14 protein-coding genes and 1 tRNA gene are annotated in these 13,572 nt (G+C 40.2%); 11 read left to right on the forward strand and 4 right to left on the reverse strand.

Features of this window, described 5'->3' with window-relative positions; genetic code table 11:
• Positions 1-12 precede the first annotated feature (12 nt).
• The 4 genes from QTN47_RS00855 to QTN47_RS00870 are packed head-to-tail and all read left to right on the forward strand — an operon-like array spanning position 13 to position 3,775.
• Positions 13-1,185, forward strand: a complete 1,173-nt coding sequence (locus QTN47_RS00855; protein WP_369327409.1) for a cbb3-type cytochrome c oxidase N-terminal domain-containing protein — start codon at positions 13-15, stop codon at positions 1,183-1,185.
• 3 nt (positions 1,186-1,188) lie between these two features.
• Positions 1,189-2,607: a cytochrome c oxidase accessory protein CcoG gene (ccoG, locus tag QTN47_RS00860; protein WP_369327410.1), complete on the forward strand. Its 1,419-nt coding sequence runs from the start codon at positions 1,189-1,191 to the stop codon at positions 2,605-2,607.
• A 26-nt stretch (positions 2,608-2,633) separates the two neighbouring features.
• Positions 2,634-3,068, forward strand: a complete 435-nt coding sequence (locus tag QTN47_RS00865; RefSeq protein ID WP_369327411.1) for a FixH family protein — start codon at positions 2,634-2,636, stop codon at positions 3,066-3,068.
• Positions 3,068-3,775 (forward strand): sulfite exporter TauE/SafE family protein, encoded by a 708-nt coding sequence (locus QTN47_RS00870; protein WP_369327412.1) that lies wholly within the window; start codon positions 3,068-3,070, stop codon positions 3,773-3,775. Before QTN47_RS00865 ends, QTN47_RS00870 begins: the two co-directional genes overlap by 1 nt.
• A gap of 228 nt (positions 3,776-4,003) precedes the next feature.
• On the opposite strand, the gene QTN47_RS00875 is transcribed toward QTN47_RS00870, so the two are convergent.
• From QTN47_RS00875 to QTN47_RS00890, 4 genes are all read right to left on the reverse strand, one after another.
• Positions 4,004-4,390: a VanZ family protein gene (locus QTN47_RS00875; RefSeq protein WP_369327413.1), complete on the reverse strand. Its 387-nt coding sequence runs from the start codon at positions 4,388-4,390 to the stop codon at positions 4,004-4,006.
• A gap of 104 nt (positions 4,391-4,494) precedes the next feature.
• Complete coding sequence (gene gcvH / locus QTN47_RS00880; protein WP_369327414.1) at positions 4,495-4,875, reverse strand: glycine cleavage system protein GcvH; 381 nt, start codon at positions 4,873-4,875, stop codon at positions 4,495-4,497.
• A gap of 113 nt (positions 4,876-4,988) precedes the next feature.
• Positions 4,989-6,173 (reverse strand): transporter, encoded by a 1,185-nt coding sequence (locus QTN47_RS00885; RefSeq protein WP_369327415.1) that lies wholly within the window; start codon positions 6,171-6,173, stop codon positions 4,989-4,991.
• Positions 6,174-6,201: 28 nt separating this feature from the next.
• A complete protein-coding gene (locus QTN47_RS00890) occupies positions 6,202-6,933 on the reverse strand; it encodes an ATP-binding cassette domain-containing protein (protein ID WP_369327416.1) in 732 nt (243 codons plus the stop codon).
• A 30-nt stretch (positions 6,934-6,963) separates the two neighbouring features.
• Between QTN47_RS00890 and QTN47_RS00895 the strand changes: the two genes are divergently transcribed.
• The 7 genes from QTN47_RS00895 (at position 6,964) to clpX (ending at position 13,431) form a co-directional block, all read left to right on the forward strand.
• Positions 6,964-8,469, forward strand: coding sequence for a lipopolysaccharide biosynthesis protein (locus QTN47_RS00895; RefSeq protein WP_369327417.1), 1,506 nt, complete (start codon positions 6,964-6,966; stop codon positions 8,467-8,469).
• Positions 8,470-8,535: 66 nt separating this feature from the next.
• Positions 8,536-8,620: transfer RNA gene (locus QTN47_RS00900), tRNA-Leu, on the forward strand.
• Positions 8,621-8,844: 224 nt separating this feature from the next.
• Complete coding sequence (tig, locus tag QTN47_RS00905) at positions 8,845-10,206, forward strand: trigger factor (protein WP_369327418.1); 1,362 nt, start codon at positions 8,845-8,847, stop codon at positions 10,204-10,206.
• Between the two features lie 119 nt (positions 10,207-10,325).
• The gene (locus QTN47_RS00910; protein ID WP_369327419.1) at positions 10,326-10,502 is read left to right on the forward strand and encodes a hypothetical protein; all 177 of its coding nucleotides are present in this window, start codon (positions 10,326-10,328) and stop codon (positions 10,500-10,502) included.
• 163 nt (positions 10,503-10,665) lie between these two features.
• A complete protein-coding gene (locus QTN47_RS00915) occupies positions 10,666-11,352 on the forward strand; it encodes a ClpP family protease (RefSeq protein ID WP_369327420.1) in 687 nt (228 codons plus the stop codon).
• A 56-nt stretch (positions 11,353-11,408) separates the two neighbouring features.
• Positions 11,409-12,050 carry a ClpP family protease gene (locus tag QTN47_RS00920; protein WP_369327421.1) on the forward strand — a complete coding sequence of 214 codons (642 nt, stop codon included), beginning with the start codon at positions 11,409-11,411 and terminating at the stop codon, positions 12,048-12,050.
• A gap of 148 nt (positions 12,051-12,198) precedes the next feature.
• Positions 12,199-13,431 carry an ATP-dependent Clp protease ATP-binding subunit ClpX gene (gene clpX / locus QTN47_RS00925; RefSeq protein ID WP_369327422.1) on the forward strand — a complete coding sequence of 411 codons (1,233 nt, stop codon included), beginning with the start codon at positions 12,199-12,201 and terminating at the stop codon, positions 13,429-13,431.
• The last annotated feature ends 141 nt before the right edge of the window (positions 13,432-13,572 follow it).

Here is a 13,572-nt window from a genome sequence, read left to right on the forward strand (position 1 = left end):
AAAAAAATATTTATGACTACAAAATGTTATACACCTGATAAAAAAATAATCGCAAGATTATGCTCCCTTTTTGTGCTTTGTCTTCCTTTGACGGCACTGGCAGATGGCCCGAGAAAGCCGTCTGATATCAGCAACCCTATTGCGCTAATCTTTCTTACTGTTATAGTGGGCTTATTGATAGTAATATGTCTGTTGGCAGGAATAATCATCAGCACAGCCCGGACATACGCTGAGCGGTATAGAAAAAATAATGCGGCCGGTGTCGGCAAAACATTATTAATACTTGCACTCTGCCTTGCTTCAGCACCGTTGATGGCTCAGGATAGTACTGCTGTAGCAACCGAGGCAATTAAACCGCCTGTAGCATTATCCAGCATGTCTTTGTATGCTCTGGTAGCAACGGTATTTGTGGAGATCATTATCATATTGGGCTTGCTGCTAAATCTTAGGTCTTTACTGGCAAAGGATAAGGAAGTTGTGGAAGTTACCGCTGCAGTTGAAAAAGAATCTTTCTGGAAACGGCTATGGGCAAAGATGAACAACTTCAAGTCAATGAAGGAAGAAGCATCGCTTGATTTGGAACATAGTTATGATGGCATACGCGAGTTGGATAATCGCCTGCCACCATGGTGGTTGTACGGTTTCTATCTTACAATCATTGTCGCAGTAATTTATTTGTGGCGGTATCATGTGTCTCACTCAGCACCTTCAAGCATAGAAGAATATACTATGGAAGTTCAAAAAGCTGAAGGCGAAAAAGAAGCTTACCTGAAAAAATCTGCTAGCAATGTTGATGAAAATACTGTTGTTATGCTTGACGCATCAGGCATTGACGCCGGCAAAAAAATCTTCACAACAAATTGTGCCCCTTGTCACGGTCCTGATGGCGGAGGAGTAGTAGGCCCTAACTTAACTGACGACTACTGGCTGCATGGTGGAAACATAAAAGACGTTTTTAAAACCATAAAATATGGAGTTCCTGAAAAAGGCATGAAAAGCTGGAAAGACGATTTCTCACCAGTGCAAATTGCCCAGCTTTCAAGCTTTATAAAATCATTGCATGGAACAAAACCCGCAACCCCTAAAGAACCACAAGGAGAGATATATAAAGATGGTGATGGAGCAGCTCCGTCCGCAGACTCTACCGGCAAACAGGAGGTTAAAGGTGTTGCCGCAATAAAATAGAATATGGCTAAAGTTGTTGACCACAATGAATTAGACGATCACGAAACGTTTCGGGACAGATTAGCAACCGTTGATGAAAAGGGAAAACGAAACTGGGTATATGCGCAGAAACCGGTGGGTAAATTCTATAATATCCGCAGCTTTCTCAGTTATTTTTATTTTTTAATTTTCTTTGGTCTGCCCTTCATACACGTAAATGGCAGGCCTTTGTTTCAGTTTAATATTCCTGAAGCCAAATTCATTTTATTTGGAAAAGTGTTCTGGCCGCAGGACTTTTTCATATTTGGTCTTGGAATGGTGACTTTTATTTTCTTCATCGTTCTTTTTACTGCTGCTTTTGGTAGATTGTTTTGTGGATGGGCTTGTCCGCAAACCATTTTTATGGAAATGCTGTTCAGAAAGCTGGAGTATTTAATAATAGGTAACGCAAACGAACAGAGAAGACTGAAAGCTGCACCGTGGACCGCTTCCAAAATTGCGAAAGTTAGCACCAAGCATGTGGCTTTTTTTCTGCTGTCATTTATAATCGCGAACTTTTTTTTAGCGTATATAATCGGAATAAAGGAACTGGGAAAGATCATTACAGAGCCCGTTTTTGATCATCTTGCAGGATTGTCTTCGCTGCTTCTGTTCACCGGCGTTTTCTATGGCGTATATGCTTTTTTCCGCGAGCAGGTTTGTACAGTAGTTTGTCCTTACGGGCGGCTTCAAAGTGTGCTTGTTGATAAGAACTCTATGGTAGTTGCTTATGATTATAAGCGCGGTGAGCCAAGAGGTAATTTCAAGAAGAAGCATGAAGCTCCACTGGGCGACTGTATAGATTGTTTTCAGTGTGTGAAAGTATGTCCAACAGGTATAGATATTCGTAACGGCGTACAGATGGAGTGTGTCGGCTGCACTGCTTGTATAGATGCCTGTGATGCGGTAATGGATAAGATACACAAGCCAAGAGGCTTGATAAGATACGCTTCAGAAAATTCAATTGCGAATAATGAGCCTCTCAGATATACTACGCGCATGAAATTGTACACAGGCTTATGCCTGGTTGTTTTAGCCGGATTGTCTGTGTTGTTGATTACGCGTAAAGATGTATCCGCCACGGTTATTCGCACCCCTGGTATGCTCTTCCAGGAACGTGGTGTTGACAGTATTTCTAATTTGTACAATATCAAAATGGAGAATAAAACAGCCCATAATATGAGGCTCACGGTTAAAGATGAGACTACAGGCGGCATTGTACAAATAATTGGAAAACCTTTTATTGATGTGCAAAAGGACGGACAAGGCAATGGGACTTTCTTTATAGTGATGGATAAGAAAAGTATTAAGAAAAAGAAGACTGAAATAAAATTAGGCTTGTACGAAGAAGGTAAAAGGATTGCAGAAGCAAAAACAACATTTCTTGGACCCGTTGGCGAGTAAAGTACTTGCCAGCCAAAATATAGTATATGAACTGGGGAAATAAATTGCTAATCGTTTTTGGTGTATTCGCCATAGGCATGGGAACACTTGTATATAAATGCATGAATGTAAAGTTTGACCTGGTAAGTAAGGATTACTATAAGGATGAGCTGCGATACCAGGACAAGATTGACGGAATGAAAAATGCTTCTCAAATAGGGGAGATCAACGTGAGTGAAAATGACAGGCAGGTGATCATTGCTTTTCCCGCAGAAGTAAAGGGTTACAAAATAAAGGCAGATGCCTGGTTCTATTGTAAAACAAACGCAGATCTGGACAGAAGGCTTACATTGTCAGTTAATGATGATGGAACGAGCGTAATTGATAAAAACCTTTTACTGAAACAGGATTATCAATTGAAATTAAGCTGGGAGACAGGTGATAAAAAATACTATACAGAAAAAGATATAAAAGTGAATTAATGAGTTGGGGAATTATGATATCAGGTTTAGCGTTGGGTGCAATTAGCAGCTTTCACTGTGTAGGGATGTGCGGCCCCATAGCATTTGCATTGCCTGTGCAATTATTACCACAACAACAAAAAGTTATTGGGATTATATTGTACAATCTGGGGCGGATTACAACCTACAGCCTGTTTGGATTAATAGTGGGTTTATTTGGAAGGCAGATCTTTATAGCGGGCTATCAACAGGTGTTTTCCATAATAGCGGGCATCCTGGTACTGATAGTTTTGGCAGGGGGAATTTTGCAGCGAAAGATTATCCGGATTGGGTTTATTGAGCGAAGCAAAATCAGGTTGCAAAAATTAGTGGCGGAGCAGTTGAAAAGAAAAAGTCTTTTGAGCATGTTTACAATAGGGATGGCAAATGGCTTTTTACCTTGCGGATTGGTTTACCTGGCTTTAACTGCCGCAATGGCGGCCGGTTCGCTGCAAAATGGCATCCTGTTCATGACAGCATACGGAGCAGGAACCCTTCCTGCAATGTTTGCAATTTCCTATTTCGGTGCTATGATAAATTTAACAACCAGAAATATGATTAAGAAAATGTTACCTTATGGGATAGCAATCGTCGGTATATTATTGATTCTCAGGGGGATGAATCTGAACATACCGTATGTAAGTCCTTTTTTTGACAATTCCTCAGCAAAAGTTATCATTTGTCACTGACACTTAACATTTTCTTATTAAACTTTTATAGCATCTTTGTGTCTCAGAATTACAGATGACAGAAGATAAAAAGATTGAAAAGCGAGTTTGGTTTGTGTTGAAAAAAATCTTAACTTACGAGTAAACAATCTGGCATCTCGTTTGTAAAATATAAATAAGCAAGTAGTCAATTTTCTCATAAGCAGTTAGTTTTGGTTGCGGCCCCTGTTTCCACAGGGGCTTACTTTTTTAGCTTACTTTTGCTTTTGATCTGTTTCTTCTTTTTAAAAATAAATATGCTATAAAACAGCCCACTCCGTCGGCAATAATGTCAGTAATATCAAACGAACGGTTCGGAACCCAATATTTCTGAACAAATTCCATCACTATACCATAAGCCCATCCCCAGATAGCTATTTTGAAGCATAAGGTAACGAAATTTGCCTGGTTTTTCAACGGAACGCAAAAGAGATAAACCAGCGCGCCAAAAAGTACTATATGCACGATTTTGTCGAAATGGATAGCGGCAAGAAACGGCGCGGGCGGAAGATCGTTTCCCGGAATGATCAATAAAATTAAAGAGAACGCAAACCACAATACCGCCGGCAGGAAGTAGAAAATCTTCGTTTTCAACATTAATGTTTTTGGGATTGAAATAAAATCAAGAGGATATTGTATTATAAAAAACGGCATTGATGAGATTGTCAATGCCGTTTAGGTATATTTTGGGATTCGATCTATTAGGCAACGAGTTTTTCGTAATCTTCGGCGCTCATTAATCCGTCAAGATCAGCAGGATCGGTTAGTTCAATTTTAACCATCCAACCATCACCGTAAGGATCGGTATTCACAAGCTCAGGTTGTTTTTCAAGTATAGCATTTACTTCGAGCACCTTGCCTGTTGCAGGTAAAAATAAATCACTTACAGTTTTAACCGCTTCAACTGTTCCAAATACTTCTTCTGCATTTAAACTCTGGCCGACGGTAGTGATATCAACATATACAATGTCTCCCAACTCGCCCTGCGCGAAATCTGTGATACCAATTAACGCGATATTACCGTCAACCAACTTGATCCATTCATGATCCTTAGTGTATTTTACGTCTTGTGGAAAGTTCATACTGTAAGTTTTTTGATGCACAAATATTCAACAAATAGTGATAACAAAATAATCATTTTTCAAACACCGCTTAAAAAGTCTCTTCGATGCTTTCACGTTGCATGCATTCAGTGCTAGTGCTTGTTGATATATTTTTTTATGGTTACGAAATTAACAATCCACAATACCAACATAATGAGTGCCGCGGAAATGATTGTGGTTATTGAGATAAAGCCGCTTACATAAATATGTTCTCCTGATAACCAATGTTTTACCCAGAACTGGAGAAGAGCGATGATGGCCAATGTAACAAACACGATGATAATATTGGGAGGGAAAAACTGCTTTATCAAAAACGTTTTTAGTTGTTTTGGCGCTGCACCAAGTGTAATGAGCAAAGCAATTTCATCTTTGCAGGATGCGATGGTGAGCTGGATAAACAAAGTAAAAATCAATAAAGCAAAAAGCAGCATTACTGCGCCGGTTATCCAGGAAATATTTACCACAATGTTTACAATCTGCCTGTACTTGCTAAAACGGGTTTTATCTGCATCTGTCGTTAATCCATGTTCTTTCAGATAGTTTAATAATTCCGGATTTCCAGGGTCTTTTGTCCTTATAACAATTCGTGAGGGACTTGCGGGCGGCTCAGTGCCAAATTTACTATTCGCCCAATCCATAAAACTTTGTGGAACAAGGATGGATGCGATCCGGTCGCTAAACCCAACAACTTTTGCATAATACTTTACCGGTCCGTTTGCTGACTGAATATTTATCTGCAAAGGGATATTTCTTACAAGGTCCTGCGAAAGTTTAGGCAAGCCTTGTGATGAAGCAAATCCAAAATTGTACATATCAAGAAAGGAATTGGGTATGATCAGTGGGATGAAGGTTGACTGGTCGTTCCATGCCCAATCCTTGTTATTTACATCCAGAAAATCATCAGGCACGCTTTCAAAAAAAAGATCTGTGTAGAACGGCAACTGATTGCTTGCGCCTTGAGCCGAGACTTTAAAGCGGCTGGATGTCAGTACGCCTAGTGCCTGAACAAAAGGCTGTTTTTTAACATCGCTGATCTGATTTTCGGTCAAGGCAGTTTGTCCAATAGTTTCGGACGTGATGACTTTATTAATAACCAGGAAATTGGCAATGCTGTCCTGGTTGGTTTTGTTGTGAAGGAGGTCGTCATAATTTGCCTGTATCTGCACTGCTGCAAGTATTAAAAACAAGGCAACAGATAAGCCAAGTATAGCAAGGATGAACCGGCTTCTGCCTGCACTCGTTTTGATCAGTTTTTTTAAAAGCAATGAAAGATTCATAATGTTTTTGATTGTTCTGGATAAAGGACTATAACGTCAGATTACGGGTGTAAGAGAAGTGTGTATCTTCATCAAGATCCGTCAAAATAAAACCAGCATTTCTTTTCCTGCATTCCTGAGCAATAAGCCGGGCAGCTCTTTCAGAGTTGTCCATATCAAGGTGGCTAAATGGCTCATCCATAAAAAGCCATTCAAAAGGCTGCATCAGCGCGCGGACTATTGCTATGCGTTGTTGTTCTCCATAACTGCACAGGCCGGTTCTTTGATTTAAAATATGGGTGATCTGAAGCGTATCCGCCATCTGTTCTATCATAGCGCTTTCGTAGTAGGGAGCCTGCAAAACTCTGTTTAGTTCGATGTTTTCTCTCGCGGTAAGATTTGCAAACAATCGCAAGTCCTGAAAAATGATGCTTATGTTTTGTTGCCGTAGCGATGCCAGCGCATCATCCTGTACTTCAAGAATGTTTTTATCATTATATGAAACACTGCCTTCATAATCTGTGCGAAGTTTATACAGGGAATGAATCAAGGTTGTTTTCCCCGTGCCGCTTGGCGCTTTGATCTTTATCCATTCGCCTTTATTGAACGTCACTTCAGTATTCCAGATGCTGGATTTGCGCACCTGGAATTTCTCTTTTAAGGGAACGGGAACAAGATTTTTTAGTTGTATCATTTTATTAAATAGTATTGCCGAAGATAACAAGATATGGCTGAAAGCAGAACGATCAATGATGGATGGCTGCTTGCTTATACCACGCATACTATTACTTTTGTTATAAACTTGATATAATTGAGCAGTATAAAAAAGCTGGCCGGACAAACTATTTGGTATGGATTAAGCAGTATTGCAGCCAGGTTCATAAATTATTTACTTACACCCTTGTTAACCTACTCGGCGGTAGTAAAGACTGCTGATTTTGGCAGACAAAACCTGTTATACTCAGCGCTTCCCGTGTTGAATGTGTTGTTTACTTACGGTTTTGAAACTGCTTATTTCAGGTTTTCCGCAAAGCCTGAGTACAAAAAAAGCATCTACGACACTGCCTTCTTTTCGCTATTTTTCTCAACCATCATTTTCACTTTCATATTGTGGCGGTTTCAAGGATTCCTGGGTGACATATCAGGCTTTCAGGATATCCCTCAGATCATTCAGCTTGCCATATTTATAGTAGCAACTGATGCGTTAAGTACAATACCATTCGCAAGGTTAAGGCAGGAAGGACGACCCAAGAAATATGCTTTTGTAAAAGTTGCCGGTATCATCACCAATCTTTTGTTGACCTGGTTTTTTATAAATTATTGTCCCGGCAAGATCCAGGAAACCCCGAATACCTGGGTGATTATGATTTTTGATGGAAACAAAAATCCGATTTACTATGTAGTGCTTGCCAATCTCGTGGGATCGTTGATTACATTATTATTGCTTAGCAATGAGATCCGGTCTGTGAAATTTAACTTTAATGCGAAGTTGTGGAAGGAAATGATTATTTACTCAATGCCGTTGGTGATTGTAGGTTTGGGCGGTATTGTAAACGAAACTTTTGACCGGTTAATGATTAAAGCCTGGTTGCCGGGGACGGAAGAATATAAAAACGAGCAGGTAGGTATCTATGGTGCTTGTTACAAATTGTCCTTGCTGATCTCCCTTTTTATCCAGGCGTTTCGCATGGCTGCAGAGCCTTTTTTCTTTAAACAGGCAGAAGGAGAGAACCCGCAGCGTACTTATGCCCGGGTTATGAAGTTCTTTGTGATTGTAATAACGTTCATGTTTTTGGCGGTCGCATTGTTCCTTCCCATTTGGTCGCTGATGGTAGGTCCGAAATACCGGGAAGGACTTAAAATTGTGCCTGTTTTATTACTTGCAAACATGTTCCTTGGCATTTACTATAACCTAAGCATCTGGTTCAAACTAAGTAATAAAACAATTGCAGGGACCTATATCACCCTGATCGGTACCGCCATTACAGTTGCTGTCAATTACTTTTTTGTTCCGCGGATCGGTTATATGGCAGGCGCTTGGGGTACTTTTTTATGCTACGGCACAATGATGGTAGTTAGTTATGTGTGGGGGCAGAAGGTTTATCCGGTGCCATATGTAAGGAAAAAGCTGATAGCTTATATGGTGATCGTGGTATTACTCTTCTTTATACACAAAGGCCTCACTGGTTTATATTCCAATCAGTATTTTTCTCTTGGGCTTGGTGCATTGCTAACTGCTATTTATGGATGGTTTATATTATTGGTGGAAAGGACTGAGTTTAAAAAGTTGCCTTATGTTGGACGATTCATCAGATAATCGTTCCGAAAAAAATCCAAACTAAATTTGGTCAGTTCTGCAAATCTGTTATTTTTGCGCCCCGTTGCGGATGTGGCGAAATTGGTAGACGCACTAGACTTAGGATCTAGCGCCGCGAGGCATGGGGGTTCGAGTCCCTCCATCCGCACCAGAAAAAGGAAGTCTTTGGCTTCCTTTTTTATTTGTGTCAATCGAAATGGTCTTTTTTCTGTCCAAATAAGCCAAAAATGGATTAAAATAATTGATGATTGCACATCTATAGCTAAAAAATATTAAAAAACCAATTACAAAGCTGTAACTTTGCAGCCCATTTTAGTTGAGTAAACGCAATCTTTATTCAACTGATCAAAATAACAATAGAAAACGATAAACAATATGGCTACAATCACCCGTGAGAATCTTGGCCTGCTGAATGATAAGCTTACTGTAAAGGTGGCCAGGGAAGATTATTTTCCGGCTTTTGAAAAAAGCATAAAGAATTATGCAAAAACTGCAAATATTCCGGGCTTTCGTAAAGGAATGGTGCCTGCTGGGCTTGTAAAGAAAATGTATGGCCAGAGCGTATTTACGGAAGAGGTTTTGCGCACGGTTGAAAAAGAGCTGAACGACTATATGGTGAAAGAGCAGTTGGACATTTTTGCTCAGCCTTTGCCTCTTGAAAGCCAGGACCGCATGTTTGATTTCAACAGCCCAAGCGATTATGTTTTTGCTTTTGAAATTGGGCTGAAACCCGCTTTCGACATCAACACAAAAGATTTCGCAGTTACACGTTACAAAATTCAGGTTACGGAAGATCAGGTAAACGAAGAAGTTAACCGTCTGCAGATCCGTAACGGTAAAATGACTGAACCTGAGGTTGTTGATTCAGAAGAGAACGTGTTAAATCTTGATTTTAAAGAAGTTAACGCTGACGGAACTGAGAAAGAAGGTGGTATTACTAAATCAAATTCCCTGCTGGTTAAATACTTTACTGAAGACCTCCGTAAAGAATTGATGGGTAAGAAAAAAGATGATTCTTTTGTTATTCAGCTAAGCAAAGCTTTTGCTGAAAAAGAAAGAGAGTGGGTAATAGGTGATTTGGGATTGAACAAAGATAACGCTGAAGATGCCGATAAATTCTTTTCATTGACCATTACAAAAGTTGGGTTGATTGAAAAGCCTGAAATGAACGAAGAGTTTTTTGAAGCTTCTTTCCCTGCAAGAGGTATTAAAACTGAAGAAGAGTTTCGCAATGCTGTAAAGGTTGAAATTGAAAACTACCTTGACAGCCAAAGCCGCAATCAGCTTCATGATCAGCTTTACCACCAGTTACTGGACAACACTCAGATCGAGTTCCCTAAAGAATTCCTGAAACGTTGGTTGCAGAATGGCGGTGAAAAAGCAAAAACTGTCGAAGAGGCAGAAGCTGAATACCCTTCATTTGAAAACCAGTTAAAATGGACATTGATCACATCCAAATTGATCAACGATCACAAAATAACTGTTGAAAACAACGAAATTAAAAACCATGCTGTAAAGCAAATGCTGGGCTATATGGGTCAGAGCGATGTTGACAACATGCCATGGTTGGATGAATATGCAAACAGAATGTTACAGGACAGGAAGTTTGTGGAAAACACTTATTTCCAGCTGCAGACTGAAAAGCTGTTCAACATCCTGGAAGGTGAAGTAAAAGTTACAGAAGAGCCAATCAGTGATGAAGAGTTTGCAAAAAAATTGCATCACCACCATCATTAACAGATAGAAAGAATGTAGAGCCGCACCAAAAAGGTGCGGCTTTTTTTTGCCGGTTATCCAGGAAATATGGGCCGAACGATGTTGTTATCATATCTTTAGTACATTCATAAAAATATATTATGCAGGAACTGATTGATCGTTTAAAGGATAAAGGGCTCACGGAAGAGCAAGCCTACGCGGCAATCGAAGTGATTAAGGATTTTGCCAAGGAGAAGTTCCCACTCTTTGCAGGAGCCATAAATAAGCTTTTTAGCAAATACGGAAACAAAGAGGAAGAAGAGGATTTTTTGGGGTAGGCCTAATCCACCGGTTGTCGTAAAACTGCCCTTTTGGCGGTAGAAAGTGTTTGCATGGTATTTGGTATTGAAAAAGGCTTTGACGTTAATTAGCGAAGGCTGATTGGTGTCAGAAAACCGCGATAGAGTACAATCGCTTATTTTCATTGAAAAATATTCAACTATGGATTTTGGAAAGGAATTTGAAAAATATGCTGTTAAGCATAAGGGCATAAGTAGCGCAACATTGCACAATTATAATAACAGCATAACCAACCTCACGCCATACATTATAGAAGAAAGGCCGCTAAACGTGGCTAGTATGGACGTATTTAGCCGTTTGATGATGGATAGGATCATCTTTCTGGGCGAACCAATTAATGACTACGTGGCAAATATTGTCACTGCACAGTTGTTGTTCCTCGAAAGTACAGACCGCACAAGAGACATCCAGATGTATATCAATAGCCCGGGAGGTAGTGTTTATGCCGGTTTAGGCATCTACGATACCATGCAGTTCATTAATCCGGAAGTTTCAACCATTTGCACCGGTATTGCCGCAAGCATGGGAGCTATTTTGTTGTGCGCAGGTGTTAACGGTAAAAGAACAGCGCTTAAACACGCCCGTATTATGCTGCACCAACCAAGCGGCGCAATAGGCGGACAGGCTACAGATATCGGTATCACTGCCCGTGAGATCAAGAAGATCAAACATGAGCTTTACGAAGTGATCAGTCATCACAGCGGAAAAGACATGGAAACAGTTGCAAAAGATTGTGACAGGGACTTTTGGATGACAGCCCAGGAAGGTAAAGATTACGGTCTTGTGGACGAAGTGCTTTTGACCAATCCGCGAAAGGAGAAAAAATAACCATTTTCGGTACTGTTTCCGAATGCTGATTTTACACTACTCTAAAATTTAGAAATATGATTAATTCAAAATATAGCGTCAATCCTTACTTAATGGAGGATGAAGAAGAAGAAGAACAGCCAAAAGATGATAAGCAGGAGCCGATGTCGCCTTTATTGATGAGGAAAATGGAAAAGCTTTTCCTTGAGAAAAGAGCGGTTTATTTATGGGGACCTGTTGATGATAAATCAGCAAGAGATGTAGTATCTAAGCTAATGTTGCTGGATGCTGATAAGCCAGGTGAAGAAATCAAATTTTATATCAACAGCCCGGGTGGAATGGTGACCAGTGGTATGGTGATCTATGATACCGTCAAATTGATCCAGTCTCCCGTTAGCACGATCTGTATGGGACTTGCAGCAAGTATGGGCTCAATATTGTTGAGTGTTGGGAAGAAGGGCAAAAGATACATTTATCCGCACGGAGAGGTAATGATACATCAGCCTAGTCTTGGTGGAATGTTTCAGGCTACTTCAGCAGACATTGAAATCCAGGCTATTCAGATGGAAAAAACAAAGCTGCTTGGTGCTAAGATCCTCGCAGACAATTGTGGCAAATCTGTAGACCAGATCCTCAAGGATTTTGACCGCGATTACTGGATGGATGCGCAGGAAGCGGTTCAATACGGAATCGTTGATAAGGTGTTAAATAAGCTTTAATACGAATATGTTCCGGAAAATGATCATTTTTCCGTAAAATTCCGGTTAAAGCGCCTTAAATAAATCTTTTCAAAACCGCTGTTATCAGCGGTTTTGTTATTTTTGTATTTAGGATTTTCTAAACGGCCTTAGGGCAAAAAAATATATCATGGCAAAACAATCGCATCTGCATTGTTCTTTTTGCGGTAGAAGTAGGGATGAGGTAAAAATTTTGATTGCCGGACAGGAAGGGCATATTTGCGAAAACTGTGTAGAGCATGCACAGGAAATTATAGCACAGGAATTACAGGCAAGGCAGGAACAACAATCTTCTCAGTTTAAGTTTACCGTTAAAAGACCAAAGGAGATCAAGTCATTTCTTGATCAGTACATTATTGGGCAGGATGAGGCTAAGAAAGTGATGTCCGTTGCCGTTTATAATCATTATAAACGAATTACTCAAAAGCAACAGGATGATATCGAGATTGAGAAGAGCAATATCGTAATGGTTGGTGAAACGGGTACGGGTAAAACGCTTCTTGCTAAAACGGTAGCACGTTTACTGAATGTGCCTTTTGCAATAGTCGATGCAACTGTATTTACAGAAGCCGGTTATGTAGGCGAGGACGTGGAAAGTATGCTTACCCGCCTGTTACAGGCATGTAACTATGACGTACAGGCTGCAGAAAAAGGAATTGTTTATATTGATGAGATTGATAAAATAGCACGTAAAGGAGATAACCCTTCTATAACGCGCGACGTTAGTGGGGAAGGTGTTCAACAGGGATTGCTGAAAATGTTGGAAGGTACAGAAGTACTCGTACCACCACAAGGCGGAAGAAAGCATCCTGAACAAAAAATGATCAAGGTTAACACGCAGAATATATTGTTTATATGCGGCGGTGCATTTGACGGAATTGACAAAGTGATCGCAAGACGTATCAATACAAATGCGATCGGCTTTAATGTTAACAAAGACGAACAGGAACTGCAACGTAAGAATCTGTTACGTTTCATCAATGCTACAGATTTGAAGAGCTTTGGTTTAATACCTGAGTTACTGGGCCGTTTGCCGATTGTTACGCATCTGGAACCACTGGATGTAGCAACATTGCGTTCAATTTTGACAGAGCCAAAGAACAGCCTGATAAAACAGTATACGAGGTTATTTGAGCTTGAAAATATCAAACTGGAAATTGAGCCGGCAGTATTGGATTTCATGGTCAGCAAAGCGATGGAGTTTAAGCTTGGTGCAAGAGGATTGAGAAGTATCTGCGAATACATTTTTACAGATGCTATGTTTGAAATGCCGGGTACTGATCAAAACCATTTCCTCGTGACGCTTGAATACGCCCAGAATAAATTTGACAAGAGTAAGTTGAGCTTGTTGAAAGTAGCGTAGAGAGGTGTGAGGTATCAGGTATCAGGTTTGAGGTATCAGGTGTGAGGTATCAGGTGTGAGGTATAGCACAAAGCATACAAATCTTTCACAGTAGGATAATTTAGAAAGGCTGTATCGAAAGTTCGATACAGCCTTTCTTTT

The organism is Danxiaibacter flavus (genome assembly GCF_041060425.1).
Classification (GTDB): domain Bacteria; phylum Bacteroidota; class Bacteroidia; order Chitinophagales; family Chitinophagaceae; genus Danxiaibacter; species Danxiaibacter flavus.